Annotated in this window: 25 protein-coding genes and 1 rRNA gene; 14 read left to right on the forward strand and 12 right to left on the reverse strand. The window is 54.0% G+C overall.

The genetic code is table 11. The features are described 5' to 3' along the window. The first annotated feature begins 10 nt into the window (after window positions 1-10). From rrf to CWI71_RS11450, 5 genes are all read left to right on the forward strand, one after another. Window positions 11-125, forward strand: a 5S ribosomal RNA gene (gene rrf / locus CWI71_RS11430). A gap of 197 nt (window positions 126-322) precedes the next feature. Then, complete coding sequence (locus tag CWI71_RS11435; RefSeq protein WP_126755405.1) at window positions 323-2725, forward strand: TonB-dependent receptor plug domain-containing protein; 2403 nt, start codon at window positions 323-325, stop codon at window positions 2723-2725. Window positions 2726-2898: 173 nt separating this feature from the next. Then, window positions 2899-3210, forward strand: coding sequence for a hypothetical protein (locus CWI71_RS11440; protein WP_126755406.1), 312 nt, complete (start codon window positions 2899-2901; stop codon window positions 3208-3210). Between the two features lie 35 nt (window positions 3211-3245). Beyond that, window positions 3246-3674 carry a copper chaperone PCu(A)C gene (locus CWI71_RS11445; RefSeq protein ID WP_126755407.1) on the forward strand — a complete coding sequence of 143 codons (429 nt, stop codon included), beginning with the start codon at window positions 3246-3248 and terminating at the stop codon, window positions 3672-3674. Between the two features lie 33 nt (window positions 3675-3707). Then, window positions 3708-4463: a TIGR04219 family outer membrane beta-barrel protein gene (locus CWI71_RS11450; RefSeq protein WP_157981095.1), complete on the forward strand. Its 756-nt coding sequence runs from the start codon at window positions 3708-3710 to the stop codon at window positions 4461-4463. Window positions 4464-4493: 30 nt separating this feature from the next. Here the strand turns inward: CWI71_RS11450 and CWI71_RS11455 are convergent, their stop codons facing one another. The 5 genes from CWI71_RS11455 to CWI71_RS11475 all read right to left on the reverse strand — a co-directional run bounded on the left by CWI71_RS11455 (window position 4494) and on the right by CWI71_RS11475 (window position 8576). Beyond that, window positions 4494-4979 carry a DUF3299 domain-containing protein gene (locus tag CWI71_RS11455; protein ID WP_126755409.1) on the reverse strand — a complete coding sequence of 162 codons (486 nt, stop codon included), beginning with the start codon at window positions 4977-4979 and terminating at the stop codon, window positions 4494-4496. After that, window positions 4976-6292, reverse strand: a complete 1317-nt coding sequence (locus tag CWI71_RS11460; protein ID WP_126755410.1) for an ABC transporter permease — start codon at window positions 6290-6292, stop codon at window positions 4976-4978. The genes CWI71_RS11455 and CWI71_RS11460 overlap by 4 nt, the downstream gene beginning before the upstream one ends. Beyond that, complete coding sequence (locus tag CWI71_RS11465; protein ID WP_126755411.1) at window positions 6285-6983, reverse strand: ABC transporter ATP-binding protein; 699 nt, start codon at window positions 6981-6983, stop codon at window positions 6285-6287. Before CWI71_RS11465 ends, CWI71_RS11460 begins: the two co-directional genes overlap by 8 nt. A 5-nt stretch (window positions 6984-6988) precedes the next feature. Next, entirely contained in the window at window positions 6989-7519 is a 531-nt protein-coding gene (ppa, locus tag CWI71_RS11470) for an inorganic diphosphatase (RefSeq protein WP_126755412.1), read from the reverse strand. A 61-nt stretch (window positions 7520-7580) separates the two neighbouring features. Continuing rightward, window positions 7581-8576 (reverse strand): class 1 fructose-bisphosphatase, encoded by a 996-nt coding sequence (locus tag CWI71_RS11475; protein ID WP_126755413.1) that lies wholly within the window; start codon window positions 8574-8576, stop codon window positions 7581-7583. A 142-nt stretch (window positions 8577-8718) separates the two neighbouring features. Here CWI71_RS11475 and mpl point away from each other — a divergent pair, with 142 nt between their 5' ends. The 6 genes from mpl to panP are packed head-to-tail and all read left to right on the forward strand — an operon-like array spanning window position 8719 to window position 14809. Beyond that, window positions 8719-10068 carry a UDP-N-acetylmuramate:L-alanyl-gamma-D-glutamyl-meso-diaminopimelate ligase gene (gene mpl / locus CWI71_RS11480; protein WP_126755414.1) on the forward strand — a complete coding sequence of 450 codons (1350 nt, stop codon included), beginning with the start codon at window positions 8719-8721 and terminating at the stop codon, window positions 10066-10068. Continuing rightward, on the forward strand, window positions 10055-10678 hold the full coding sequence (locus tag CWI71_RS11485) for a flavin prenyltransferase UbiX (protein ID WP_126755415.1): 624 nt from the start codon (window positions 10055-10057) through the stop codon (window positions 10676-10678). The genes mpl and CWI71_RS11485 overlap by 14 nt, the downstream gene beginning before the upstream one ends. 6 nt (window positions 10679-10684) lie before the next feature. Further along, the gene (locus CWI71_RS11490; protein ID WP_126755416.1) at window positions 10685-11629 is read left to right on the forward strand and encodes an ABC transporter ATP-binding protein; all 945 of its coding nucleotides are present in this window, start codon (window positions 10685-10687) and stop codon (window positions 11627-11629) included. Between the two features lie 3 nt (window positions 11630-11632). After that, the gene (locus CWI71_RS11495; protein ID WP_126755417.1) at window positions 11633-12409 is read left to right on the forward strand and encodes an ABC transporter permease; all 777 of its coding nucleotides are present in this window, start codon (window positions 11633-11635) and stop codon (window positions 12407-12409) included. Then, the gene (gene trmB / locus CWI71_RS11500; RefSeq protein ID WP_198678785.1) at window positions 12406-13113 is read left to right on the forward strand and encodes a tRNA (guanine(46)-N(7))-methyltransferase TrmB; all 708 of its coding nucleotides are present in this window, start codon (window positions 12406-12408) and stop codon (window positions 13111-13113) included. The genes CWI71_RS11495 and trmB overlap by 4 nt, the downstream gene beginning before the upstream one ends. Before the next feature lie 40 nt (window positions 13114-13153). Continuing rightward, the gene (gene panP, locus CWI71_RS11505) at window positions 13154-14809 is read left to right on the forward strand and encodes a pyridoxal-dependent aspartate 1-decarboxylase PanP (RefSeq protein WP_241967737.1); all 1656 of its coding nucleotides are present in this window, start codon (window positions 13154-13156) and stop codon (window positions 14807-14809) included. On the opposite strand, the gene panC is transcribed toward panP, so the two are convergent. The 7 genes from panC to sfsA form a co-directional block, all read right to left on the reverse strand. Then, a complete protein-coding gene (gene panC, locus CWI71_RS11510; RefSeq protein ID WP_126755418.1) occupies window positions 14806-15651 on the reverse strand; it encodes a pantoate--beta-alanine ligase in 846 nt (281 codons plus the stop codon). The two genes, panP and panC, sit on opposite strands and share 4 nt — an antisense overlap. 3 nt (window positions 15652-15654) lie before the next feature. After that, on the reverse strand, window positions 15655-16452 hold the full coding sequence (panB, locus tag CWI71_RS11515) for a 3-methyl-2-oxobutanoate hydroxymethyltransferase (protein ID WP_126755419.1): 798 nt from the start codon (window positions 16450-16452) through the stop codon (window positions 15655-15657). Between the two features lie 40 nt (window positions 16453-16492). Next, entirely contained in the window at window positions 16493-16972 is a 480-nt protein-coding gene (folK, locus tag CWI71_RS11520) for a 2-amino-4-hydroxy-6-hydroxymethyldihydropteridine diphosphokinase (protein ID WP_126755420.1), read from the reverse strand. Continuing rightward, window positions 16969-18282, reverse strand: a complete 1314-nt coding sequence (gene pcnB, locus CWI71_RS11525) for a polynucleotide adenylyltransferase PcnB (protein WP_126755421.1) — start codon at window positions 18280-18282, stop codon at window positions 16969-16971. Before pcnB ends, folK begins: the two co-directional genes overlap by 4 nt. A gap of 158 nt (window positions 18283-18440) precedes the next feature. Further along, on the reverse strand, window positions 18441-19292 hold the full coding sequence (gluQRS, locus tag CWI71_RS11530) for a tRNA glutamyl-Q(34) synthetase GluQRS (protein ID WP_126755422.1): 852 nt from the start codon (window positions 19290-19292) through the stop codon (window positions 18441-18443). Window position 19293: 1 nt separating this feature from the next. Then, window positions 19294-19746 carry an RNA polymerase-binding protein DksA gene (dksA, locus tag CWI71_RS11535; RefSeq protein WP_126755423.1) on the reverse strand — a complete coding sequence of 151 codons (453 nt, stop codon included), beginning with the start codon at window positions 19744-19746 and terminating at the stop codon, window positions 19294-19296. A gap of 73 nt (window positions 19747-19819) precedes the next feature. Beyond that, window positions 19820-20554, reverse strand: a complete 735-nt coding sequence (sfsA, locus tag CWI71_RS11540; protein ID WP_126755424.1) for a DNA/RNA nuclease SfsA — start codon at window positions 20552-20554, stop codon at window positions 19820-19822. A gap of 68 nt (window positions 20555-20622) precedes the next feature. Between sfsA and pepB the strand changes: the two genes are divergently transcribed. Genes pepB through mrcB form a run of 3 tightly spaced genes read left to right on the forward strand, consistent with a single transcriptional unit; the run spans window position 20623 to window position 26655 of the window. After that, entirely contained in the window at window positions 20623-21909 is a 1287-nt protein-coding gene (gene pepB / locus CWI71_RS11545; protein ID WP_126755425.1) for an aminopeptidase PepB, read from the forward strand. A gap of 15 nt (window positions 21910-21924) precedes the next feature. Further along, the gene (gene hrpB, locus CWI71_RS11550) at window positions 21925-24390 is read left to right on the forward strand and encodes an ATP-dependent helicase HrpB (RefSeq protein WP_126755426.1); all 2466 of its coding nucleotides are present in this window, start codon (window positions 21925-21927) and stop codon (window positions 24388-24390) included. 18 nt (window positions 24391-24408) lie between these two features. Further along, the gene (gene mrcB, locus CWI71_RS11555) at window positions 24409-26655 is read left to right on the forward strand and encodes a penicillin-binding protein 1B (RefSeq protein WP_126755427.1); all 2247 of its coding nucleotides are present in this window, start codon (window positions 24409-24411) and stop codon (window positions 26653-26655) included. Window positions 26656-26665 lie beyond the last annotated feature (10 nt).

Raw genomic sequence — 26665 nt, forward strand, 5'->3', positions numbered from 1 at the left:
ACCAGTTTTGCCTGGCGGCCATAGCGAAGTGGAACCACCTGACCCATTCCGAACTCAGTAGTGAAACGCTTCAGCGCCGATGGTAGTGTGGGGTCTCCCCATGTGAGAGTAGGACACCGCCAGGCTTCAAATAGAGAACCCCAGTCCCGATGGACTGGGGTTTTTTTATGCCTGTAAAACAGCAAACAGCAAACAGCGAATAGCGAATTCCCTCTTCACGCAAAAATAAATACCTTAGACTAAAGTCAACTAAGCAATTAAATGATCCATTGCTATGCTTAAGTGCTTATAACGAGCTATTGACCCAGGAGAGGTATTTTTCATGAATAAGAACAAGGTATTACTAGCATTAGCCAGCGTAGGGGCATTTAGCAGCTCTGCTGCAGTGGCACAGCAGCAAGAGGGTGCAGAAGTTCAGGCGGAAGAGCGCATTCAGGTGATTGGCTCACGCTTGTCGATGCGTACCGCAACCGATGGTACTGCTCCTGTTGATATTATCTCAGCAGAAGAACTGAGCGCGAGCGGCATCACTGAAACCGCGCGTGCGCTACAATATGCAGTACCTAGCTTTAACTTCCCCAGCTCCTCCATTACCGACGGCTCTGATGCCGTGCGTCCGGCATCTTTACGTGGTTTATCGCCAGATCACACCTTGGTCCTTGTCAATGGCAAACGCCGCCATATGAGTGCTTTGGTGCATCTTAACGGCACCACCGGCCGCGGTAGCTCAAACGTTGATCTTAACGCCATTCCGATCTCAGCTATCAAGCGTATTGAGGTGCTGCGTGACGGTGCGGCAGCACTCTACGGCTCAGATGCCATTGCAGGTGTTATTAACATCGTGCTCAAAGATCAGGATGAAGGTGGCTCATTGACCGCCAATGCCGGACAAACCTACGAGGGCGATGGCGAGCAATACAAACTACACGGTAGCACCGGTTTTGAGTTAGGTGACAATGGCCACTTTACCGTCGCCGCCGAGTATCACCACAAAAATAAAACCAACCGTGCGGGTCTTGATCCACGCCAGCAGTATCCATTGGTCGATGGCGAGCTGGATCCGCGTGAGGCAACCTTCGATCGCCTGAACCACCACGTTGGCGACGCCGAGTTTGAAAACGCCGCGGTATTTGTGAATGCTGCTATGCAAGTTGGTGAAGGCGAGTTTTATGCTTTTGGTGGTGTAAGTGATCGCTCCTCACAGTCTGGCGCGTTTTCTCGCCGCGCCCTGGATAACCGTAATATCATTGAGATTTACCCGGATGGCTTTTTACCACTGCTGAGCCCGGAAACTCAGGACGTTTCCGGCTATGTCGGCTATCGTTTTGAGCATTCAGGCTGGGACGTTGATGCGAGCGTTGGCTACGGCGAAAGTGAATTTCAGTACCGCGTAGAGAACTCACTTAACGCCTCGATTGGCCCGAGCTCTCAGACCGAATTCGATGCCGGCACACTGACCACCGATGAACTTAATGTCACACTCGACTTTCAGCGTTTCTTCCCATTTGTGAATAACTCAGATCTCGCAGTTGCTTTCGGTGTGAGTTATCGCGAGAACAGCTATCAGATCGATGCTGGCGAGCCTGCATCTTATATTAATGGTGGCTACCAGGGCCGTCCTGCTGGCAGCCAGGGTTTTACCGGCTTTAAACCTGAGTCAGAAGTTGACGAGTCGCGTGACAATACAGGTTTCTATGTGGAAGTAGAAAACATGCTGACCGCTGATTTTCAGTGGGGCGCGGCAATGCGTTACGAGGACTATTCTGACTTTGGCAGCAATACCAGCTGGAAACTTTCGGGACGCTATGATCTGAATGATCAGTGGGCTTTGCGCGCAACCGCGAATACTGGTTTTCGGGCACCCAGCGTGCAGCAGCTGTACTTCTCGAATATCTCAACCTTGTTTGTTGACCGCGGCAATGGGCTACAACCTGAGCAAAGCGGTACCTTTAACAACATCAGCGACGTCGCCCGCGCATTAGGTGTCGACGGCCTTGAGCCAGAAGAGTCGCAGAGCTTCAGTGCGGGTCTGGTCTTTAATGGCTACGAGGGTTTTACGCTGACCATTGATGCCTACCAGATTGCAATCGACGACCGCATTATATTGTCAGGCGACTTAAGCCCAGCAGACTCACCTGCGGTGGCTGAGGCGCTGGCAATGAGTGGTGCCGATAACGCGCGTTTCTTTGTGAATGCAGTCGATACCACCACACAGGGTATTGATATTGTTGCCGCGCAAGAGTTTAACCTGGATAGCTTGGGCTCGTTGCGCGCGCAACTCGCTTATGGCTATAACAAGACCGAGATTGATGATGTGAACCTGCCTGAACTGTTAGGCGGGCTGGAAGAGAATCTGTTTGATGGCGTCGAGCGCACACGGATGACACGTTCTGTCCCACGTAATAACGGTAGCGTCGTATTCACTCATTCTCTTGGTGACTTGCAGAGTCGCGTGGCATTTAACTACTTCGGCGACTACGTGCTAGAGAACAACCAGGGGGTTCAGACCGAGTTCAGTGGTAAGTGGACGACCGATATCTCTGCACGCTATCAGCTGAATGAGCAAATGATTGTCAGTGCCGGGGTACAGAACCTGTTTGACGTTTATCCTGATAAACAACGTCCGGCCAGCCAGTTCAACGGCATTTTCATGTACCCTAACACCAACGCGCCATTTGGCTTTAACGGTGGCTACTACTACGCAGAGTTTACCTATAACTTCTAACTCAGTGCGTCTTAGCTAGTTGTAAAAACCGCCACTTGTTGGCGGTTTTTTTATAGCAGCACCAAGGTCTGGAATGCTAAGTCTATGAAATAACGTTTAAATAATAGATGGCATGATTCTTGTATGTATCTCTGTAGCAACGCAATCTTGAAGTAGCAACGATGGAGAACAACATGCGTAAACAGTCAACCTGGCTTTGGGTTATCGCAGCGGTGTTAGCATTTTTCTTATTTGGTGATGAAATTCTGGGCCTGCTAGGTGCCATTATCGGCCTGGTCATTAGTATCGGCGTCACCGGTCTTGTCATGCTGGCCATTGCGGTGGGCGCATTCGGGTTAGTGGTCGCTGTTGGCGGTAGCATCGCAGTGGCGATGGTTGTAGCCGCAGTCGCCCTTGCTGCTGTGCTATTTAGCTGGCTATGGCCGTATTTATTGCTGGCCGGCATTATTTATTTACTGGTGCGAAAACGTCCAAAAGCAGTGTAGACTAGCTCCATAACTTTTCGTTAAGGAGCATTACAATGCGGCGTTTATTACAGAGCCTGAGTTTCGCCATGCTGCTTTTGCCAATGAGCACCATGGCGGAAGTGATCGTTGAGGATGCCTGGGTCAAGCCGACGATACCGGGTACCGAAAATGGTGCCGGTTATTTTGTGCTGCGCAACCTCGGACCGGAACCCGTTAAGTTGGTAGCTGTGGCCACCAATGCGGCGCGGGCAAGTGAGGTGCATCAACATACCATGGACGAGCAAGGCATGATGCGTATGCGGCGTGTACCTGAGCTCTCTATCGCTGCTGGGGAGACAGTTACCTTTCAGCCCGGCAGCTATCATGTCATGTTCTTTGGTGTAAAAAAACCGTTTAAAGTCGGCGAAAGCGTTGCTTTTCAACTGCAATTCGCCGATGCTGACGCGCTCGATGTGGTGGCCGAGGTTCGGCCACTGAAGTAAACGCCTGAACGGTAGTAAAGGAATCCTATGCAAATGAAAGCTCAATGCTTACGCGCCGCTGCAGCACTAGGCTGTATCCTGCTCGCACCCACAGCCGCAGCCGACACCGTTTTTGGTGTCTATGCCGGTGCTCAGGTATGGCAAACAGATGTTAGCGGCGGTTTTGGCTCAGACGCATCGCTGGAGAACTTTCACTTTGACGACGAACAGCAACAGAGCGCCTATCTGGCGTTTGAGCACCCGATCCCGCTGTTTCCTAATGTCAAAGTGCGCCATAACGATCTGATCACCAACGGCTCGCAGTTGCTGGATCAGCAATTTAGCTTTTTCGGTACCGATTTTGCAGCCAATAGTCGGGTGAATTACACCGCTGATCTCAGCCATACTGATTACACCTTTTACTACGAACTTTTCGACAATGACTTACTGACCTTTGATCTGGGTGTCACCGCAAAACGTGTCGATGGTAGTGTCGAGGTGCGTGGCGAGCAGACCCTGCAAGGCACGACGACTGACGGTTGGGTGCCCACCTTATACAGTCAGCTACGGGTTGGAATTCCGGCCACGCCCATTACGTTTTATGGGGTAGCCAATGCGGTGAGCATTGAAGACTCAAAGCTGGAAGACTATGAGTTTGGCGTTGAATACCGGCCGGTCGAAAATCTGGCCGTCGATGTAAACCTGCAATTGGGTTATCGGGTTTTCACTATTGAGCTCGACGATCTGGATAACGTCTACACCAATCTCGAATACAAAGGGCCCTATCTGGGCATTGAATTACACTTCTAACCGTCGTGAACGTCGCTAAGCGTCGTGCCGTTATTGATACGGCACGACATTGACGGCATCCATCTGATAGGCAACCACGGCTAAGTCTCCTTCCGCGCGCTCAACCGCGATGGTGCCTTCAACCCAGATCGGGTTAAACGCCTGACGGATGGGGTAGCCCTCAGGAAAACGAACTAAAATAACCTGATTCGGTGGTGGCGGCGGCACATGAATACAGGCGCCCTCGTAAGGCACTAACAGGAATTCTGTGACCTTGCTGTCCTCAGCCTGTAGTTGCACGACAAATCCCGGAATACGGATCTTGGTGCCATCTAACGCCTCAACCACAGGTGCGTTCAGCTCTGGTTGTCCCATAGCTTCAGGGTTCATGTCGTAATAGGCCTGACTGCGCACTGGCGGTGGCGTGTAGCCCTCCGGTACCAGATCTTTCCACTGGATTTCAGTGTAGCTTTGGGCGCTCGTAAGCGGACTCAACGTCAATCCCAGAACTGTTAACAAACTAACTAACCACTTCATATTTTCACCGTTAATCCGTCGGCCAGGGCATTGCGATACGCACGCCAGGCCGGGTACAAACTTAACAAGGTTGCCGCGACAAGTATCGCCGCGAGTAAATAGAGTTCACGCAGGGTCAGCACACTGGCAGTGACCTGAATACCTAAGCTTTCATGTAATACATCGGCGCCGAAGAACAGCACCGCATAAAGCCCGGCAGTACCAAGCAGCACGCCCAGCAGGGTCACCGCAAAGGCCTCAACCACCAATAACCCCAGTATTGTCATGGGGCCCGCGCCGATAGAACGTAAGACCGCCATTTCCCGTCGGCGTTCACGTAAACTTGCCAGCAAGGTGGTGAGCATACCTAATAACCCGGTGATTACCACTAATACTGAGATTGCCACCAGGGCACGCTCAAACAGGCTCAGCGTACGCCAGAAATTCTGTAACGCCAGGCCTGGCATAATGGCTGACAGAGCTTCTTGTTTGTAAGTATTGATGACGCGCTGTAAACGCAAGGCCAGAGCTGGGTTTTCCAGCCCGAGCAGCACTGCGCTTATGGTATAGACTGGTGGGTTGGCGTCGCCATGGTCGTGCGTAGGGCCATGCTGATGGCTATGACCGTGATCGTGATCATGACCATGCTCATGGTCGTGCTCATGACCTTCAGCTGTTGCGGGCTCCGGCAGGTAATCGCCATGTACCAGAGCCTGTGCTGCAAGCGGGATGAATACACCGCGATCAATGGGCGTGCCTGTGCGCGCTAAAATACCACTGACCAGAAACGGATGTGCGTCGTGTTGCGTGAAGCTGATTTCACCGGTGCCATGTGCGATCACCAGCTCATCATCGACACTTAACTGCAACTCGGCTGCGGCATCCGCACCAAGTACTGCATAAGTCAGCGCTTCGTGTTCAGCAAAACTCTTCCCGGTAGCAAAAGCAAGCGGACGTTTATTACCATATTGAAAGTTATGAAAGAGTGCATCGGTCGTGGCAATCACCGGGAAGCCGCGCACACTGTCACCCATTGCCATGGGAATGTGCCACTGCACACCGGGTAGGTTCTGCAAATAGTCATAGCTTTGCCAGCTCATGGTATTCGAGAGATTACCGATGTGAAAAACACTGCTTAGTAACAACTCGGTTGAGCCGGTGCGTGCACCGACAATTAAATCGGTACCTGAAATGGTATTGGCGAAGTTTTCCTGGGTTTGCACACGAATACGTTCCACGCCGAGTAGCAATAAGCTACTCACGGCAATCGCGACGATGGTTAGCCAGACACTGCCACGACGATTCCATAAACTGGCCAGTGCTAATTTAAACATTTGCGGCCCCCGCTTCATTTATTTCGCTAAGCTCAATACTGCGCGGGAACAGAGGTGCGAGTGTGGCGTCGTGGGTCACAAATAACAGCGTAGTTTGCTGCGCATCGCAGGCTTCGAATAATAACTTAATAAAGTCGTCGCGGTGTGCCTGATCTAAGGCTGACGTTGGCTCATCGGCAATGATCAGCGCCGGGCTGCCTAACAATGCGCGAGCAGCCGCCACGCGCTGCTGTTGACCGACACTTAACTGATGCGCGGGCTGTTGCTGCTGCTCCGGCGTCAGCCCCAGACGGGTAAGTAACATTGCGGCCTGTTGGTCAATATCGTGCTGTTGCAGACGTTCCCGACGCGCGGGGGCGAACTGACACGCCAGGGTTACGTTGGCGCTGGCAGAAAGATAGGGGAGTAAATTAAATTGCTGAAAAATATAGCCAATCTCATTGGCGCGCAGACGGTCGCGACGGTGTTGGCTTAAGTTGGCAAGATCTTGCCCCAATACCTGGACTTGTCCGGGGCCACTGGTATGTATACCCGCAATAAGCCCCAGCAAGGTGGACTTGCCACTACCGCTGGCACCACGCAGCAACACCCGCTCGCCGCGGGTGACGGTTAAGCTGGGGATGCTCAGCAGCGGTGACTGAGCACCCGGCCAGCTAAACTGAAGCCGGTTCAGTTCAACGCAGGTGCTCATAAGGCTTAGTTCGACTGCGCGCGCTCAAATGAAGAAACGATTTCTTCTTTGGCTTCGTTAATATCGCCCCAGCCTTCAACTTTCACCCACTTGCCTTTTTCCAGCTCTTTGTAGCGCTCGAAGAAGTGAGTAATCTGCGCCTTCAGTAATTCTGGCAGGTCGTTCACGTCCTGAATGTGATCATATTCTTTGCTCAGCTTGCTGACAGGCACCGCAATAACTTTGGCGTCTTCGCCTGACTCGTCGGTCATTTTCAGAACGCCTACCGGACGGCACTTGATCACCGAGCCAGCTTGCAGCGGGTAGGGAGTAGGAACCAGAACATCGACCGGGTCGCCATCAAGCGACAGGGTGTTATTTACAAAGCCGTAGTTGCACGGGTAAAACATCGGAGTGGCCATAAAGCGGTCAACCCACAAGGTACCGGTGTCTTTATCGACTTCATATTTAATCGGATCTGCATTCGCAGGAATTTCGATAATGACATTGACTTCATCTGGCAGGTTCTTGCCCGCGCTTACATCACTTAAGCTCATGGTGTTTCCTATTCATCACATATATAAATAAACGAAATACAATTGTTAAAACTGCAAAATATTATACGTCTGTGGCGCCGTTTTGCGAGTCCTGTTGTAAGTAGCGCAAGCAGGTCTCAACTTCATTTGCCGATCCCAAAATGACACCTACCCGCTGATGAATATCCGTTGGCTCGATATCCATAATGCGTTGCTCGCCACTATGCGCCCGGCCGCCAGCTTGCTCGACCAGCATTGCCATCGGGTTGCCTTCATACATCAGTCGAAGTTTATATGGCTTGTTCGCTTTGCGGCTATCCCACGGGTAGGTGAATAAGCCACCGCGGCAAAGTACACGATGCACGTCAGCCACCATGGCAGCAATCCAACGCATATTGAAGTTCTTGCAGCGTGGGCCGGTGTCGCCGGCAAGTAAATCATCGATATAGGCGCGCATTTGCGGCTGCCAGTGGCGGTAATTCGACATATTGATGGCGAATTCACAGGTCTCTGTGGGAATCTCAAGGTCTTCGTCGGTGAGCAGGAATTCGCCGACCATATGGTCAAGGGTGAAAACGCGTACGCCTTTACCGGTGGTGAACACCAGCATGGTTGACGGCCCGTAAAGGACATAGCCTGCCATGACCTGGTCGCGGCCAGGCTGCAGGAACATGTCGGTGCCGGTGCGGCCATCCTGGGGCGCCCGCAGCACTGAGAAAATGGTGCCGACCATGCTATTGATATCAATGTTGGAGCTGCCATCGAGCGGGTCAAAGGCAATCAGATATTTACCGTCAGCGAAACCTTCAACAATGCCTTCTTCTTCTTCCGAAGCAACTGCGCGGACAAACTTATTCTCAAGCAAAATATCTTTTAATAACTGATTGGCAAGCACATCAAGTTTCTTTTGTGTTTCGCCCTGAATATTTTCATCAAGCGTGGAGCCAAGTACACCAGCGAGTTCGCCCTGATGAAGTCGGTGAGAAATTTCCTTGGCGCAAATCTGCAGGGTGTTGATAACCGAGATAAGGCCTTCTTCGACATGATCACGACGTAACGTTGGAATAAAACGCTGCATAACATCCTCATTTGGTGGGCTGCTCAAAATCGCGGCTAAGTTTACCGTAAAAATAGGTAAAATGCCTGCAAGAATCGCCGGAAAAGTTCACTGCGTGATACACTAAGCGCATTTTTTCGTGCTTCAATAGGTAGAAATCTATATGCACATTCATATTTTAGGTATTTGCGGCACTTTCATGGGTGGCATAGCCGCGTTGGCTAAAGCCATGGGCCATCATGTGACCGGTAGTGATGCGCATGTTTATCCGCCCATGAGCGATCAGTTGGCAGCACTCGGCATCGAAGTTTACCAGGGCTATGATGCTGCACAATTAGAGCCGCAGCCTGATCTGGTGATTATAGGTAATGTTCTTAGCCGCGGGAATGAGGCGGTTGAGGCAGTTTTAAACCGGCGTATTCCTTATCGTTCCGGTGCGCAGTGGTTGCACGACGCGTTGTTACAGGACAAGTGGGTGCTGGCTGTTGCTGGTACCCATGGCAAGACCACCACTTCAAGTATGCTGACCTGGATTCTTGCGTTTGCCGGTTATCAGCCGGGCTTTTTAGTGGGTGGCGTTTTGGCTAATTTTGGCTGTTCCGCACAGCTGGGGAACAGTGATTTTTTTGTCATTGAAGCCGACGAGTATGACACGGCGTTCTTTGATAAACGCTCGAAGTTTGTGCATTACCAGCCCTCAACACTTGTTCTCAATAATCTTGAGTACGACCACGCTGATATCTTTCCGGACCTGGCGGCAATCGAAACGCAGTTTCATCATTTGGTGCGCATTATTCCGGGCCATGGGCAGATTATTTATCCGTCGGCTGATGAAAACCTGCAGCGGGTGCTGGCAAAAGGCTGCTGGAGTGAGCTGAAAACCTTAGGCGGCGACTGGCGCTATCGTTTAATCAGCGACGATGCGACGCATTTCGTGGTGCAACACGGCGATGACGAAGCCGAGGTTCACTGGCAGGTGGTCGGCGAACATAACGCCAGTAATGCGGTGATGGCAATCGCCGCGGCGCATCATGTGGGCGTGCCGCTGACGGTGGCAGCTGAAGCTTTGGCGGATTTTAAAAATACCAAACGGCGCCTGGAGCTATTAGGTGAACCTGCAAATATTGCGGTGTACGACGACTTCGCGCACCATCCGACCGCCATTCGTAAGACGCTGGATGCCTTGCGCGCCAAAGTCGGTCAACAGCGTATCATTGCGGTGTTAGAGCCGCGTTCGAATACGATGAAACAGGGCGTACACGCTGCCGACCTGGCGCCGGCGCTCGCGGGAGCTGACGCCTGCTACATGTTGCAGCCTGAAGGACTGCGCTGGCTGATTAAAGATCAGGTGCCACAGGCTGATATCAGCCACAGCACTGATGAACTTCTCACTAAGCTGTTACGTAACTTAGCGCCGGGTGATCAGGTACTGATTATGAGTAACGGCGGGTTTGGCGGATTACACCGCAACCTGTTAAACGCATTGCAGGAGGGACAACATGGCCGTAGCTGACAACGCAATTACCTTAGCGATTACCGGTGCCTCTGGTGCACCTTATGCCATGCGTTTGTTAGAATGCCTGTTGCAACAACAGCAGCAGGTGCATTTGCTGATGTCCAGCGCCGCACGCGTAGTGTTTGCGACCGAGCTCGACTGGCAATTGCCGGCGGCGCCAAAGGCTATGGGCGATGCATTACGGTCGCGCTTCAATGTGAGCGAAACACAGCTTCAGGTCTATGGCAAAGAGCAGTGGTTTTCACCGGTGGCATCGGGGTCAGCCGCACCCAAACGCATGATTATCTGCCCCTGCTCGACCGGAACCTTGTCGGCCATTGCCTGCGGAGCGAGTAACACCTTGCTCGAGCGCGCTGCCGATGTGGTTATAAAAGAGCGCGGTCAACTGATCGTAGTGCCACGCGAGATGCCGCTGTCGGCGCTACATCTGGAAAATATGCTGAAGCTGGCGCAACTAGGAGTGACGGTGATGCCCGCTGCGCCGGGTTTTTATCATCAACCGCAAAGTATTGATGACCTGATCGATTTTGTGGTCGCGCGGTTATTAGATCATCTTAATCTGGAGCAGAAGCTACAGCCTCGCTGGGGTTATGGAGAGGAGTCCTGAAACCATATGAAAGCGTTATCGATTAAGAACTTACGCAAAACCTATAAAGGTGGCTTTGAAGCACTGAAAGGCATTGATCTGGAAGTTGCTGAGGGCGACTTTTTTGCACTGCTTGGCCCCAACGGCGCCGGCAAGTCAACCACGATTGGCATTATCTCGTCGCTGGTCAATAAAACCTCAGGTGAGGTGAGTGTATTTGGTTATGACCTGGATACCCAACTGGTGGAGTTAAAGCGCCAAATCGGCCTGGTGCCTCAGGAATTTAATTTCAATCAGTTTGAGACAGTGCGTCAGATCGTCGTGAATCAGGCCGGGTATTACGGCGTACCGCGGGAAGTTGCGCATGAGCGTGCCGAGCACTACCTGAAGCAACTTGGGCTTTGGGATAAACGTGACGCTGCGGCGCGTATGCTCTCTGGCGGTATGAAGCGCCGACTGATGATCGCCCGCGCGCTGTTGCACGAACCCCGCCTGTTGATATTGGATGAACCTACTGCCGGGGTCGATATTGAGCTGCGTCGCAGTATGTGGGACTACCTGATTGAGATTAACAAGCAGGGGATTACCATTATCCTGACCACGCACTATCTCGAAGAGGCCGAAACCTTGTGCCGTAATATCGCTATTATCGATCAAGGCGCCATTGTCGAGAATACATCGGTGAAACGCCTGCTGACGACCTTGAACCGTGAGACGTTTGTGCTTGATATGAGTCGTAATGACGAGCAGCGCATTGAGCCGCAGCTCGAGGGCTTTACCATGCGTCAGACCGACGATCACACCATTGAAGTAGATGTCGAGAAATCGCAGGGACTGAACAAAGTCTTTGAGCAACTTAGCGCGCAAGATATCAAAGTTATATCGATGCGGAACAAAGCGAACCGTCTGGAAGAACTTTTTGTCGATTTGGTTGAGCGCGGACGCGCCAATAAACCCGCAGCAGGAGCATAAGCTATGGCATCGTCGTACAGTGCGATTGCGCTGAAAACTATCTGGATTAAAGAATGCACGCGATTCCTACGGATTTGGGTGCAAACGCTGGTGCCACCGGCGATTACCATGACTTTGTATTTTATCATTTTTGGTAGCATCGTCGGTGAGCGCATTGGTGATATGAGCGGCCGTCCGTATATGGAGTTTATTGTGCCGGGTCTTATCATGATGTCGGTGATTACCAACTCCTATTCCAATGTCGCCTCGTCGTTCTTTAGCGCCAAGTTTCAACGCAACATTGAAGAAATGTTAGTCGCGCCGGTATCTACGCCGGTTATTATTGCCGGTTATGTCGGTGGTGGTCTGGCGCGTGCGTTAATTGTGGCGGTCATTGTCACGCTGGTGTCTTTTGCCTTTGTTGAGAATGTCAGTATTAACCACGCCGGCATACTGGTGTTAACGGTCATCCTGACCTCCACATTATTCTCTCTGGCGGGATTAATTAATGCGGTCTATGCCAAGACCTTTGATGATATTTCCATCGTGCCGACCTTTGTACTTACCCCGTTGACCTACCTCGGTGGGGTATTCTTCAGTGTCAGCCTGTTACCGGGTATTTGGGAAACCGTTGCCCGCTTCAACCCGATCCTCTACATGGTCAATGCTTTTCGTTATGGCTTTCTCGGCGTTTCTGACGTTGACGTCGGTGTGGCGCTGGGCGTTATCATTGTGTTCAACCTGGCATTCTTTGCCACCGCCTATACGCTGCTGCAGCGCGGCGTGGGGATCCGTTCGTGAGTGCTAACGAATCACGCCCGGTAACGACCAATCAGCACGGCAATCATGAGGACTTAACGCAAGTTGTCATGCGGCATTTGCGCTCGCCGTTTAAAAAGCCGATACAGGAACATAACCGTGAGGCTTTTGAACAGGCTGCGCAGGCAGTAGCTCAGTGGCAGGGGCCGGTAATTCTCGACTCCTGTTGTGGCGTGGGAGAGAGCACTGCCTGGCTGGCGCAACAGCACCCGGACGCGTTGGTCATCGGAGTCGACAAGTCGGCCCACCGATTGCAACGGCATGCAAATTACCAGACCTCTGAGCAGGGCCAGCGCTATTTGCTGGTGCGTGCTGATCTGCAGGATTTCTGGCGCCTGGCGGTCGAGCATCACTGGCAGTTAGAGAAGCACTACCTTTTGTACCCTAACCCCTGGCCAAAAGCGGCACATCTGAGCCGGCGCTGGCATGGCAGTCCGGTATGGCCTTATGTACTGGGGCTGGGGGGCGAGCTGGTGATGCGCTCAAACTGGTTGATATACTTAACCGAGGTGGCCAGCAGTCTGGCATTGGTCAACTGTGTTGCGACCTTGCAGCCGCTGCTGGCGAAACATCAGCCAGTTACCCCCTTTGAGCGCAAGTATCAGCGCAGCGGGCAGCAACTTTGGCAGCTGGTTGCTAACCTTCCGGAAGATGGTCGCTATTTTTCAGCGATCGAGGCAGAATAGCAGCTGCCTTCAGGTGTCATGTCAGAAAAAGGATAACGCGTTGAGTGACAAAGTTTTTGCGGAAGTAAGTGAAGAAGCATTACTGAAGATCTTCACCTTACCCGAGGCTCCGGACTCGACCTTAGGTCGAATCGAAAAAGATCTTTCTGAGAACCTGATGGGGTTTCTTGGCGAGCATATTGTCGCGCGCGAAAAACCGCTGCATGAGATCGAGCAGAACTTCTCAGCCAGTGAAGTGCCGGAGCAGCCGCGTTATGTTTCTGACCACACCGAGTTTTTATTGAATAACCTGGTCGCGCACTCGGTCCACACCTCGTCACCACGCTTTATCGGCCACATGACCTCGGCATTGCCGTATTTTTTGTTGCCGCTCGCCAAGCTCATGGTCGGTCTGAACCAGAATCTGGTAAAAATTGAGACATCAAAAGCCTTCACGCCGCTGGAACGTAATGTGCTGGGTATGCTGCATAATCTGGTCTACCGTCGTGACGAGAGTTTTTACCGGCGCTGGATGCACAGTGCGCAGCATTCACTCGGCGCGATGTGCTCGGGCGGTACGGTAGCGAATATCACTGCGCTGTGGGTGGCCCGCAACCTGCTGCTTAAGCCCGATAATGGTTTCGCTGGTGTCGCTGCCGAGGGCATTGCCGCAGGCTTGCAACACTACGGCTATAAGCGTTTAACGATTATGGTGTCAGAGCGGGGTCACTATTCCCTGGCCAAAGCCGCCGATGTACTTGGCATTGGCCGTAAGAACCTGATAGGCGTCGCCACCGACGATCATAACCGTATCCGGATGGATAAATTACGTGAGGCCTGCGAGCAGGTCGCCGCTGACGGTGGCAAAGTGCTGGCCATTGTCGGTGTGGGCGGAACCACTGAAACCGGTCATATTGACCCGTTAGCCGAGCTGGCTGACTATGCCGCTGAAATCCAGGCCCATTTCCATGTCGACGCCGCCTGGGGTGGCGCCACGCTGATGTCTGAGCAGCATCGGCAGTTGTTGGCCGGGGTGGAGCGCGCCGACAGTGTCACTATTGATGCCCATAAACAAATGTATGTGCCGATGGGCGCGGGCATGGTGCTGTTTAAAGAGCCGGGAATGGTACGAGCGATTGAACACCATGCCGAATACGTCATCCGCCACGGCTCGAAAGATTTGGGTGCGCATACGATGGAGGGCTCACGCCCCGGTATGGCCATGCTGGTCTACTCAGCGATGCATGTGATGGGAAGGTGCGGCTACGAATTACTGATTGATAAAAGTATTGAGAAGGCCCGGTTGTTTGCCCGCTTGATTGCGGCGCAGGATGACTTTGAAGTCGTCACTGAGCCACAGTTGTGTTTGCTCACTTATCGCTTTGTTCCCAGTCAGGTAAAACAAGCGCTGGCCGATGCCACGCCGGAGCAGGTGCGGCGGTTAACCCCTCATCTGAACGCGTTAACGCGGTTTATCCAGAAGCGGCAACGGGAAGCAGGGCGCTCTTTTGTTTCGCGTACCAAGCTGAACCCGGCGCATTACGGCCGCGAACCGACCGTGGTTTTTCGTGTCGTGCTGGCGAATCCACTCACCACTGAGCAGATGTTGCGCGAGGTGCTGGAAGAGCAGCGTGAAATTGCCAGCCAGGCAGTCAGTCTGCGTGGCGCGCTGCATACTGAAATGCGGGAGCTTGGCCTACTGTCGCGCAACTATTAGTAGTTACGCGTAAAGGTTAGGTTGTCGATTAAGCGGGTGCGCCCTAAAAAGGCGGCAGCCAGTACCACCAGCTCTGTGTCTTCCGGGGTCGCCGGCTGCAAATCCTGCTGTCGGCGCAGTTCAAGATAATCAACCCGGAAGCCTTTATCAGCTAGCTGTTGCCGCGCTTCAGCAACCGCGATATCCGGCGCTAAGGTACCAGCGCCAACAGCATTGGCCAGCTGTTGCAATGTTGCGTACAGCGCGGGTGCCAACGCCCGCTCGGACGTCGACAAATAACCGTTACGTGAGCTAAGCGCTAGGCCGTCTTCCGCGCGCTCGGTCGGCATACCGATAATATCCACAGGCAGACTAAGGTCCAGTGTCATCAGGCGAATGACCTGTAACTGCTGATAATCTTTTTCCCCAAAAATGGCGACCTGCGGTTGTACCATGTTGAATAACTTGGCAACAATTGTGGCTACGCCGCGAAAATGTCCGGGTCGGCTGGCGCCACAAAGCAGTTCGGAGATACCGGGCACTTCAATAAAGGTTTGTGCATGTAAGCCGCGCGGGTAGACGTCGCTGACCTGCGGCGCGAAGACGGCGTCGGCACCACGTTCTGCCAGCGCCTGACAGTCTGCTTCGAGCGTACGCGGATAGCTGTCGAGATCCTCATTGGCGCCAAATTGTAATGGGTTAATGAAAATACTGACCACCACCTGATCGCCGTGGAGCTTAGCCAGATCAACCAGTTTCAGGTGGCCTTCATGGAGGTTCCCCATGGTCGGCACCAGCACAACACGGCCACTTTGCTGACCACGCCAGCCGCGCAGTTCTTCCAGGTTCTTGAATAACTGCATTGGTTACCCCTTAAAGCTGTGTTCGGGACCCGGAAAGCTGCCATCTTTGACCTGTCGTACATAAAGCTCTACGGCAGCGGCAAGATCGCCCGCTTCGGCAAGAAAGTCTTTGACGAATTTAGGCAGATAGTCGCTGTTCAGGCCAAGCATGTCGTGCATGACCAGAATCTGACCGTCACAGTCCTTACCGGCGCCGATGCCAATGGTCGGAATCGATAGCTGCTCGGTGATGCGCTTGGCTAAAGAGGCAGGAACACACTCCAGCACTAACATCTGCGCGCCGGCTTCTTGTAAGGCCAGTGCCTGACGCAAGGTATTTTCCGCAGCGCTGGCTTCCTTTCCCTGCACCTTATAGCCGCCAAGTACATTCACCGACTGTGGTAATAACCCCAAATGCGCACAAACCGGAACGCCGTGTGTCACCAGTTGCCGGATAGTGTCCAGCAACCAGTCGCCGCCCTCCAGTTTGACCATATTCGCTCCGGCCCGCATGAGTGTTGCAGCTTCCTGACAGGCCTGCTCAGGTGTGGCATAACTCATAAACGGCATGTCAGCAATGACAAAGGCTTCGGGCGCGCCGTTACGCACGGCACGGGTATGATAGGCGATATTTTCGGTGGTCACCGGCAATGTACTTGAAGCGCCAAGCACGACATTGCCCAGCGAGTCACCCACCAGCATAAAGTCGACGCCATGTTGGCTGAATAACTTGGAAAATGAAGCGTCATAGGCCGTAAGAGAGGCAATTTTGTCGCCCTCAGCTTTCATTTTTGCGAGTTTGGCGATGGTCATTGCAGCCATGTTCAGTCCTTACCGCAGTGCTAAAGATGCTTCGATTGTATCAGGTAATTTTTACTAGGTCATGATTGGGGAGATCGGCGACCAACTGCTTCACCTGACGGCCATTGGGCAGCACCAGATCATTGGCAATTTCAGCCAGCGGCACCAGCACAAAATCGCGTTGACTCAGGCCCGGATGGGGAATGGTCAGACGTGGCAACGCCAGCTCTAATTCGGCAAACAACAGCAGGTCGAGGTCGAGGGTACGCTCGCCCCAACGCCGGTTACGCACACGGCCAAACTGCTTCTCGAGCGCTTGCAGATGATCCAGTAAATCCAGTGGGGCCAGCGAAGTCTGCGCGCGTAGCACAGCGTTCACATAATCGGGCTGATCCTGAGGACCCATCGGCTTACTCCGATAAAAACTGGAACACTCAACCTGCGCCAGATGAGGGTCATCACGCAGTTGTTGCAACAATTGGGTCAGGGTAGCCACCGGCTCACCCAGATTGGCACCTAACGCAATAAACACGGTTTTCATGACGCTGAGCTATCGTCTTTCCCGCGTTTCGCGTTACCACCGCGGCGGCGTCGACCCCCGCGACGACCACGTTTTTTGCCAGGCTTGTGAGACTCCGTTGCTGGCGCTTGCTGTTGCTGCTCGGTCCAGAACTGCGCTTGCGGGTTGAGTTGCTTGCGCTCCAGTGGCGTGGCGGTAGCGGTACGCAATAATAAAAAGTCATAGGCGGCACGAAAACGTGGATGGCCCAGTAAACTTTGTACGCGCTTACCTTTCGCGCGCTCAAAGCGTTGCTGAAGTTGCCAGATTTCGCGCGCCGGGATGGTAAAGCGTTTCGGAATGGCGACGGTCTGTACCTGGCGACCAAAAACATCGGCGGCAGCAATATTCATCGCATCGACCGGTGGCAGACCACTCTCTGCCATCAGCTGTTCCATACGCGCCTGTAACGGCCACCAGAGCAGCGCGGCAAACAAATATGCCGGGGTAATACTCAGGCCCTGGTTAATACGGCTGTCAGTGTCGGCGAAGGTTTGCCGGAGCATCTGATAGGGGGCTTCGTCAGGCGCTTGCAAATAGCTTTTCAGCATTGGGAACAGCTGTTGGAATAAGTGATATTCCGACAGCAGCTCGAAATTCGCCAGCGCTTTGCCGGCGGTAAATAACTTCAGGCATTCTTCGAATAAGCGTGCCGGGGGAATATTCTGCAGCAGCGACGCATGCTCGGCGATCGGCTTCGCAACACTGTCGTCCATGCGCATCGATAGCTTGGTGGCGAATCGTATTGCGCGCAGCATACGCACCGGGTCTTCACGATAGCGGTTTTCGGCGTCGCCGATCATTCGCAGTACGCCCGCTTCGATATCGCGCATACCGTTGGCAAAATCGTAAATGGCAAAGTCGGCAATATTGTAATAGAGGGCGTTAACGGTAAAGTCGCGCCGCTGCGCATCTTCTTCAATAGAGCCATACACATTGTCACGCACCAGCATGCCCTGAGCGTCACGCTTGGCATGCTTGGTAGCATCGTCGTTGTCGTCGTCGTGGTGACCGCGGAAAGTCGCGACTTCAATGACCTCGCGGCCAAACATAATATGCGCAAGGCGGAAGCGGCGGCCTACCAGCCGGCAATTACGGAACAGTTTCTGCACCTGCTCCGGCCGCGCGCTGGTCGCGACGTCAAAATCTTTGGGCTGAATTCCCAATAACAAATCACGCACGCAGCCGCCCACCAGATAGGCATCAAAGCCGGCCTTATGCAGCCGATAGAGAACTTTAAGCGCAGGTTCGGCAATATCTTTGCGTGAAATGGGGTGCTGATCGCGGGAGATGACCAGAGGCTTAGCAAGAATATTTGCCGGCAGTGAGGCTGCCTCTTCGCTGGAACCAAGCGCTTTGCGCGCGAGAGCTTTGATGCGTTTGATAATGGTCGTGTCTCCTAATCGACAACTGCGGTAAAAACAGTCGTATTGTAGCCAATCCTTTACGTTCAGGAAAGATACTTTGTGCGCCAGCTCGCGGTGGCCTGCTGTAGCATTACGCTCGGGTCGTCAGTTGCAACTACTTCTGGCAGCTGTAAAAAGCGAAATGCGGCCTGTAGTTGCTCAGCAACCTGATGCTCAGTTAAGGGGGGCGCATGATTTTGCTTACTCAGCTTCTGTCCTTGGGCGTCGAGCGCTAAAGGAACATGCAGCAAGCGCGGCGTACGCTTGCTAAGTTGTTGCCAGAGGGTGAGCTGCCAGGCGGTGGGCGTCAGTAAATCGGCGCCGCGCACCAGATCGGTCACCCCCTGCTCCAGATCGTCAACCACCACTGCCAGCTGATAGGTGTACAGTTGATCACGGCGATATAAAACAAAGTCTTCACTGGCGAAGGCAGGCTCAATAGTGACCTGGCCTTGCCAGCGGTCGCTGAAGCTACAGATGGGAGTGTCGTTACGAAAACGAATGGCGGAGCCTTGCGGCGGACGCTGCTTATCGCGGCAGTAGCCGGTGTAATAGGGCCCGCGCGCTTTAACCTGCTTGCGAGTGCAGGTGCAGTAATAACTTAATTGCCGGCGTTGCAGTTCATCCAGAGCTGCCTGATATGCCGCGTCGCGTTGAGACTGCAACAGCACCTCACCGTCCCAGTGCAGGCCGTGTGCTTCGAGCTGGCGCAGAATGACATCAGCGGCACCAGGCACTGCCCGCGGCTTATCAACATCTTCAATGCGGACCAGCCAGCGGCCCTGATGCGCCTGTGCGTCCAGATAGCTGGCCACTGCAGCAACCAACGAGCCAAAATGTAGCGGCCCCGACGGGGTCGGGGCGAAGCGTCCACAATAAGGCTGAGGCGTCGCCATATCAGGCGCCGGTTAATTGCTTCTCTTTAATTTCAGCAAGTGTTTTGCAGTCGACACATAAGTCGGCAGTCGGTCGCGCTTCTAAGCGGCGGATACCAATTTCAATGCCACACTGGTCACAAAAGCCAAAATCGTCTGCTTCGATTTGCTGCAGCGTCTTCTCAATTTTCTTGATCAGCTTACGCTCGCGGTCGCGGGTACGCAGCTCGAGACTGAATTCTTCTTCCTGTGCAGCACGATCGACCGGATCAGGAAAGTTCGCGGCCTCATCTTTCATGTGGTGCACGGTGCGGTCCACTTCCTCACGCAGCTGATTACGCCAGACTTCCAGAATTTTGCGGAAGTGCGCGCGCTGCTTCTCGTTCATATACTCTTCGTTCGGCTGTTCCTGATAAGGTTCCAGGCCAGCTTGTGCCAAAATGCCATGAGCTTTTTTCGGCGTTCCTTGAGGCATTGTGGATCTCCTGTATGAGATGGTTCTTCAAAAAGGTCGGTACATATACCAGAAAGCAAACAGCTGCGCAATTTTATTTATTGCGGGTTTGCACCGGTAATTCACCCACCACAGTAATGCCCTCAGCGCTGATTGCACACTGAACAGCATAGAATTCAACACCTTGTTGTCTGGCTTGCACTGCGGTACGCGCATACTCAGGGTCACAGTGGTCAGCTGCGCTGACCTGTTCAACCGCACTATGGAAGACACAATACACGACGACGGCGCGATGGCCCTCATTGGCCATCGTCATTAAACTTTTCAGATGTTCACTGGCGCGTTTACTCACGGTATCAGGAAAATAGCCCTGGCTGCCCTCAGCCAGGGTGACGCTTTTCACTTCAATAAAGACCTTACGGCCGCAGGAGTCTGTGGCCAGCCAGTCAATGCGCCGGTTGTCATAGCCATAGCGTTGCTCTGGTTGTAGTGCGCTGAGATCGCTCAGTGCTGCCAATTTGCCGGTGAGTAAGGCCTCGCCAACCACGGTGTTAGCGCGGTGGGTGTTAATGCAAATTCGGTTTCCCGCCTGGGTTTGCGCCAACTCCCAGGTGTAGCGGTACTTGCGCTTGGGGTTCTCAGATGCACTTAGCCACACTTTCATGTCCGCTTCGGCACAACCGGTCATAGCGCCGGTATTAGGGCAGTGCACGGTCAGCGGCTGCTCTGGTGTACTATGTTCAGGCCAGTCCGGATGATAGACGTCAGCCAGAAAGCGTTTGTAGCGGCGCACTAAAAAAGCTTGCTGCAAGGGGTTGTCAAACTGCATTGTCAGCCTCATGTAGCTTAGATACGATTACGTTAAATGATTCGCAACCTTAATGGGAGCTGTTTACCATGTCTACTGCACTAGCTGTTTTTGTTGTTCAACAAGAGTTTTCCGACGCAAGCTGGAAAAAATCTGCACCAGTTATCGTCAACGAAAACGGCGCGACCATCTATTTGAGCGCCAATGAAGGCGAAAATTTGCGCAAGGTTCAAAAAGCCGGACGCCAATTGGACAATCTCGGTATCGCCTCGGTACAGCTAAGCGGTGAAGGATGGGACTTTGAGCGCCAATGGGCCTTTGCCAATGGCTACACCGACACCCGTAGTAAGAATAAACTGCAATGGGCCAGCAATGCGGAGGCACTAAGTCAGACCCGTAATATCGTTAACTGGACCCGGGAACTTATTAACCTGCCACCGGCTGACATCTATCCTGAGTCGCTGGCCAAGCGCGTGGCGGAAAAGCTTGAGTCCATTGCGCCTGATCAGGTAAGCAGTAAAGTCATTATGGGCGACGACCTGAAGCAAGAAGGTTGGATGGGCATTCACACTGTAGGTCGCGCCAGTAAACACGCACCCTGCATGTTGGTGCTTGATTATAACCCCACTAACAATGCTGATGCTGAAGTTGATACCGTACTGATCGGTAAAGGCATCACCTTTGACTCGGGTGGTTACAGCCTGAAGTCCAGTGAAGGTATGCTGGCGATGAAATGTGACATGGGCGGCGCGGCAACCGTGGCCGGCGCACTGGCATTGGCGGTCGAGCAAGGCCTGCAGAAGCGCGTACAACTGGTTCTGTGTTGTGCCGAAAACCTGGTGGACGGCACTGCCTATAAACTCGGTGATGTGATTACCTATAAAAACGGTACCACCGTCGAAGTGGTCAATACCGATGCTGAGGGCCGTCTGGTGCTGGCCGATGGCCTGCTTTATGCGGGTGAGACCGGTGCTAAACGTATTATTGACGCAGCCACCTTAACCGGTGCCGCGCAGGTTGCGGTGGGTAACGAGTACAATGCCCTGTTCAGTGTCGACGATGAGCTGGCCAATAAAGCACTGAGTACCGCAGCCGCGCAGCGCGAAAACCTATGGCGCCTGCCGCTGCAACCCTGGCATAAAGAAAATACCCCGTCAGCCTTCGCCGATTGCGCCAATAGCCGCCCGCAAAAAGGCGGTGGTAGCGGTGGTGCCAGTAATGCCGCGGGTTTCTTACTGCGCTTTGCCCCGCGCGATGGTCAGGGCTGGTTACACTTTGATATTGCCGGCGCTTATCATAACAGCGCGAATGCAATGTGGGCGACAGGGGCAACCGCACTTGGCGTACGCACCATTGCGGCGCTGCTGAACGACTAACCCCGGAAACTTTACGTGACAAGCGGTCAGGACTTACCAGTTGTTGCCTTACTGCCTGAGCTGATTGCCCAGTTACCGGGGCACAAACTGGTGTTGCAGGCGCCGCCCGGCGCCGGCAAGTCGACCGCTCTGCCATTGGCTTTGCTGCAGGCTGAAGCCTGGCAACAGCAGCGCATCTTGCTATTGCAGCCACGTCGCGTGGCTGCCTTATCGATTGCTCACTTTCTCGCCCGCCAGTTGGGTGAAAAGGTAGGCGCCACCGTTGGCTATCATGTGCGCGGCGACGCCCGCTATGACTCCAACACCCGCTTACTGATTGTTACTGAAGGCACCTTCACTCAGTATCTGCAACAAGACCCTGAGCTCAGCGGCGTCGGTGTGGTCATTTTTGACGAATTCCACGAACGTAATCTTTATAGTGATCTTGGTTTGGCGATGCTGCAAGAAGCGCTGGCGTTGCGGCCTGATCTGGCGGTGCTGGTCATGTCTGCAACCTTGCCCGCACAAGCTATCGCCGACTGGCTGGGTGACGCCCGGGTGCTGAGCAGCGCGGGTCGTCAGCACCCGATTAGCATTGAGCATCATCCGGTGCCCTTACAAACCGACTGGCTGCGCCATGCCGTCGATGTTGTGCAGCGTGCTGCGCGTCAGGCGGAGCAGGGCGTGTTGGTGTTTTTACCCGGTTGGCGCGAAATCAGTTACCTGAGTGAGCGCCTTGAGCTAAGTCATGAATGCGATATCTTGCCACTGCACCGGCAACTGCCGCTGGCGGCACAACAGGCGGCGCTCGCGCCCGCGGCGGACGGCCGCAAAAAAGTAGTGTTGGCGACTAATATTGCCGAGACCAGTCTGACTATTCCGGGTATCGACGTGGTCGTCGACAGTGGTTGGGAGCGCCGCTCAGAATTTTCACCCCGGCACGGGGTTTCACGTTTACTTACCAAACGGATCAGTAAAGCTTCCGCCACCCAGCGCGCCGGTCGCGCGGGACGACTGGGGCCGGGACGCTGCCTGCGTTTATGGGCCAGCAACGATGAGCCGGGCATGCGTGAGTTCGACGCGCCGGCAATTGCTACCGATGATCTTTCCGGCCTGCTACTGGAGGCGAAACGCTGGGGGAGTTCGGTTGCTGAACTCAGGTTCTTTAGTGAGCCGAACCCGGTGCACCTGCAGGTGGCAGATGACCTGCTACAACAACTGGGCGTGCTGGACGAACAGGGGCAACTCACCGTTGTTGGCCAGCAGGTCGCAGCCTATGGCAATGACCCGCGTTTGGCGCGGATTGCCGTCGCCGCCCGTAAGGCGGCCCAACCAGAGCGCGCGCAGGCGGCTTTGTTGCTGGCGCAACTGGAGGCCAGCGGCCATCGCGGGCAGTCATTTCCACTGACCGCGTCACAGCTTAAGGGTGAGCAACGCCAACGCCTGCAATGGTGGCGCAGCAAGCTGCAAGTCACCGAAGCCTGCGAGCAACTTGACCTTAGCCAGGCTACCAGGTTGGCACTGTGGGGGTATCCGGATCGGGTCGCCCGACGCCGCAGCGCCACGGGTGGTTATCTGGTTGCTTATGGCGGTGGTGCGCAACTACACCATCAGGACGCCCGCGCGGCCGATGCGCTTATTTTGCTGCTAAGCATGAGCTTTACTGATCGCCAGCCCGACGCCATCATTGGCGATTTCATCAATTTAACCGAAGCGGACTTACGCCACCCGGCGCTGTCGCTTGCCTGGCGCACTGAATTTGAGCTCAGCGGACCCAAACAACGCCTGCAGGCTATCGAAAGTCAACGCCTGGGTGCCTTAGTCTTAGCAAAACGGCCGGCCAGCCAGCAGCCCGATGCAACAGAGCGGGTACAGCTGCTGGTTGAGTGGGTGCAACGCCGTGGCACCGAACTACTGGCTGAGCTGCTCGCTGCTGAACCGGTACAGAGTTACCTGAGCCGGGTACGCCTGGCGGCACAACACCTTGCTGCGCAGGAGAGACGCGACTGGCCTGATTTCAGCGCCCCGGCGCTACAGCAACAACTGGCGGAGTGGGCAGCGCCCTACTGGACTCAGATCAGCAGTCTTGCAGAACTGCGTCAGTGGTCGCCTTTGCCAGCGTTACAGGCGCGTCTTAATTTTTCCCAGCAGCAGCTGCTGAATGAGTATTGCCCGACCCACTGGCAGGCTCCCAGCGGTCTGCGACATCGCATTGATTACAGTCAGCCCGCGCCGCTGGTGGCATTAAAACTACAGGAAGTCTTCGGCGAGCCGGTATCGCCCAGCCTCTGTCGTGGCCGGGTCATCCTGGTGCTGGAATTGCTGTCACCGGCGCAGCGGCCGCTGCAGCGCACCGCCGATTTAGCAAGTTTTTGGCAAAATGCTTATCAACAGGTAAAAAAAGAAATGAAAGGGCGCTATCCTAAGCACCCCTGGCCCGATGATCCGCTGCAGGCGCAGGCAACGCAAAAAACCAAGCGGATGTTAAACAACGAGAATTAACTTCTGACTGGAAGGTGTATGCGTTATTTGTTGGTTACTCTCACCAAGCTAGGTATTGCCCTCATTGCGCTTCTGGGCTTTTATGCGATTTACCTGGACAGCTCGCTGACGCAGCGTTTTGCCACTGAGCGCTACGAGGCGTCCGCGATTGTTTACGCGCGTCCGCTTACGCTACAACCACTGGCACCGCTACGCCCTCAGCAACTGATCGAAGAGCTGCAGCAACTGCGCTACCGCGAGAGCGCGGCGTTACATCAGAGCGGCACCTTTCAGCAACAGGGCAGCAGTATTGTTATCCATCGCCGTCCGTTTGACTTTGCTGATGGTCCGCAAATGGCACGCAAAGTGCGCGTGGGTTTTAACCAGGGGCGTATCGACCAGGTCGTCAGTCTGCCGGAGGAACGCCTGCTGAGTCAGTTTCAGCTTGATCCGCTGGTACTGGGCCAGGTGACCGGTGACAACGGTGAAGACCGGCTGCTGTTGGGACTGGAACGCTTACCAAGCCTACTGATTGAAACACTGCTGCTGGTCGAAGATCGTGACTTTTACCATCACGCCGGCGTGTCCTTGTCATCGATCGGCCGCGCGGCACTTGCGAATCTGGCGGCAATGGATACGGTACAGGGCGGCAGCACGCTCACCCAACAACTGGTCAAAAACCTTTACCTGAGTCGTGAACAAACCTTGTGGCGAAAAGCCAATGAGGCGCTGATGGCGCTGATTATCGACTTTCGCTTTAGCAAAGATGAAATTTTAGAAACTTACTTTAACGAAATTTACTTCGGGCAGGACGGCGGACGGGCTATTCACGGCGTCGGGCTGGCCAGCCGTTATTACTTTGGTAAGCAAGTCGAAGAGTTAACGCCCGCGGAAATTGCCATGCTGGTGGCCATTGTCAAAGGGCCTTCGTATTACAATCCGCATCGTTATCCCGAACGCGTGCAGCAACGCCGCGATATGATTTTGCAGCTAATGTTTGCCCAGCAGCTGATCAGTCAGCCTGCTTATCTGGCCGCGTTAGATGAGCGTCTGGTACCGCCAAAACCTGAGCGCCAGGGCCGCAGCTGGGCCCCTCATTATCTGGCGCAGGTAAAGAAAGATCTTGCTGAATTGCAGCTGACGGGCGCTACTGAGCCGCAGGGACTCAGAGTCTTTACCTATTTCGACCCGTTGGCACAACAGGCGGTTGAGAGCAGCATTGCCGAGCAGCTTCCACGCTTTAAGCAAAGTGATGCGCTGCAGGTGGCAGCAGTGATTGCCGATCATCAGCGGGCCAGCCTGGTAGCATTAGTGGGTGATCGTAACCGGCAACAGGTCGGCTTTAACCGCGCTACCGGCGCCATGCGCCAGGTCGGGTCGCTAATTAAACCGGTTATTTACGGCTTAGCGCTGGCGCAACCCGGCAGCTATCACCTGGGCACCATCATCACTGACGCGCCGATTGAGCTGGAAAGTGTCAACGGCCAGCGCTGGCAGCCGGAGAATTATGATGGCGAATATGTCGGCAGCATTATGCTGTACGATGCGTTAGCGCAGTCGCGCAATATACCTGCAGTGCGACTTGGACTTGAAGCCGGCATCGAAAATGTGGTGGCGAAACTGCGTCGTGCCGGCGTCACTTCACCCATTCCTGCAGTGCCGTCACTGACCCTTGGCTCGGTCGAGTTGTCGCCGCTGCAGGTCAGTGAACTTTATGGTGTCTGGGCGCACTATGGCCGTTATCGTCGGTACACGACCATTGCCGCGCTGACCGATCATTCCGGACTACGTTTTTATCAGCATCAGCCCGGCGCGGGCGTTGAGGTGTTCGATCCGTTGACGGCGGCGCTGGTGAATTACGGTTTACGCGGTGTTGTGAATGAGGGAACCGGCAAGCATCTGGCACAACTTTTCGGTCGTGATGCTCTGGCCGGTAAAAGTGGCACCACCAATGACTATCGCGACAGCTGGTTTGTCGCTTATGACCATGAACGCCTCGTCACCGTATGGCTCGGCCGCGACGATAATCAACCGATTGGGCTGACCGGCGCCAGTGGGGCATTACCTGTGGTGGCGAACACCTTTAGCCAGCTGGGCGTGGTTCCGTTAGCGACGACACCACCGTCACCGTTACAGGAGCAGGCGTTTCATCCACAAACAGGAGTGCCGATACCCATGCATTGTGATGAAAAACGGGTATTCCCGGCTTTTCCACAACAGCTTCCGGAAGATACCAACTGTGAAGGAATGATTGAAGAGAAATCATGGTGGCAGAAACTATTCTGACCACCATGAC

Source organism: Pseudidiomarina insulisalsae (assembly GCF_003987065.1).
Taxonomy (GTDB): Bacteria; Pseudomonadota; Gammaproteobacteria; order Enterobacterales; family Alteromonadaceae; genus Pseudidiomarina; species Pseudidiomarina insulisalsae.